2 protein-coding genes are annotated in these 1,643 nt (G+C 52.7%); one reads left to right on the top strand and one right to left on the bottom strand.

Annotated elements, in window-relative coordinates; all coding sequences use genetic code 11:
• On the bottom strand, nt 1–706 hold a 706-nt coding region (locus tag FBQ85_30105), incomplete at its 3' end, for a methionine synthase (protein MDL1879386.1).
• Nucleotides 707–877: 171 nt separating this feature from the next.
• On the opposite strand from FBQ85_30105, the gene FBQ85_30100 reads away from it, so the two are divergent.
• Complete coding sequence (locus tag FBQ85_30100; protein MDL1879385.1) at nt 878–1,582, top strand: hypothetical protein; 705 nt, start codon at nt 878–880, stop codon at nt 1,580–1,582.
• Nucleotides 1,583–1,643 lie beyond the last annotated feature (61 nt).

Raw genomic sequence — 1,643 nt, 5'->3', positions numbered from 1 at the left:
TGTTGATGAAATGAACCAGGCGCTCATACGTTCCTTTTTGCACGCGCTGTCCGCCATAATTTCCAAAACACAAATGCACGGCCTTTTGCGTTTTCACGTTTTTGAAAATGCGGTTGAGGGCCGCCGCCGCCAAATCCGCATCTTCGGGATTGCCGGTGAGATTGGCTTCATCAATTTGAATAACCTCCGCCTCGATCCCCTCAACCTGTTCGGCCAAAATTTCTGCGAGCGCCATGACGACTTCTTGAAAATTCTTGTAATATTGATTGACCAGGACGCGCGCCAGCATGTAGGGGCTGGTAATGGTGAATTTCAGCGGCTTGGCGGTGAGCGGCCGCACGAATTCATAATCTTTAAGCAGGTTCAATGTGCCTGCGTCTAACGCCTCGGTCACGATGCCGGCCGGCTCGGCGCGATAGGCCATGCCGCTGTTGCGGCGAAATGCTTCCAGGGTTTTGCGTGAAAACGAAGTTTGTACGCCCGTCATGGGCCGGATGAAGTAATCAATCATGCCGTTGGTTTCGGGATGGTTGACATCCCAGCGGTACAACTCGCCATCCACCACCAGATCAATGCCGGCAAGTTCCTGCGTTTTGATCACCACCATGATCGCGTCGCGCAAATGCTCTTTTGTGCCGAAGGTTCGGAGCCAGAGTGGCACCGGATAACTTCCGACTGTCGTCGTTTGAATGCTGGTTTTGGGCATAAGTAATCCGTGGTTCGATGAAAAGGCTTGACATTTTTCCTGTAAAGATTAGATTATCACTACGATTTTCTTGGTATCACAGGACTTCTTTATTTGCAATTTCGGCATCAGCCAGGATGGGCGTAACTAGGCATCGTACGGTAGTACGGTAAGTCGCATGGAGATTGCAGCATGATGGTTATGCCCGTTGCATCCGAAGAAACAGTACGCCTCACCAAAAAGCCGGTCAAGATCGTCATCCCGCCTTACGGTATCAGCATCGCTGAGAGCCATCATGAGCGCGGTTTTGTTATGCCGCCGACGCGCAACAGCTACACGAAAATCTATTACATTCTCGACGGCACCGCCGATTGTTTTATCGAGCGCCGCGCCGTGCCGCTCGAACGCCAGCAGGTGCTGGTTATTCCCCGCGGGGCAACGCATTTTTTGCGGGATAAAGAAGGCGCGCCGCTTTCGCTTTACATTTTGGCCGTGCGCAACAACAGCCTGGAGCACCTCGCCTCATTCAACGAACAGATCGAACTGCTCAGTGTGTTGGCCAGCAAGCATCTCAAGCCGCTGACCTCGCACGATTATGCCGCTTACGATCTACCGCGCAAAATTCGAAAAATTCTGTATGAACAGCGCATGCAAGCCGCGGGTTTTGTGCCGGCGATTCAAGCCAATTTATTGAGCCTCGTGGTCGCACTCAATCGCATTTATCTCAACATTCCTGTAGAGCAGCAGTTTCCCGGCGACAAACCCACCGTCAATCGCATTCAGCACGTGGCACATTACATCGAGAAAAACTTCTTCGAGCCGGTTTCGGTCGAAAACATGGCGCGCATGGCCTTTTCGGTCGTGCCGCAAACGAAGGTCCACCGGACGGTATTCTGACCGTCACCCGCCACGATCACCCTCACATCAGGAAGCGAGTTCGATCATGCCCGCCGCATCC

Source organism: Cytophagia bacterium CHB2, assembly GCA_030263535.1.
Classification (GTDB): Bacteria; Zhuqueibacterota; Zhuqueibacteria; order Zhuqueibacterales; family Zhuqueibacteraceae; genus Coneutiohabitans.
This window is presented reverse-complemented; position numbering and strand designations above follow the sequence as displayed.

Excerpts from the sequence above, each read along its gene's own strand:
- FBQ85_30100 (MDL1879385.1), top strand. The coding sequence starts at position 878 with ATGATGGTTATGCCCGTTGCATCCGAAGAAACAGTACGCCTCACCAAA.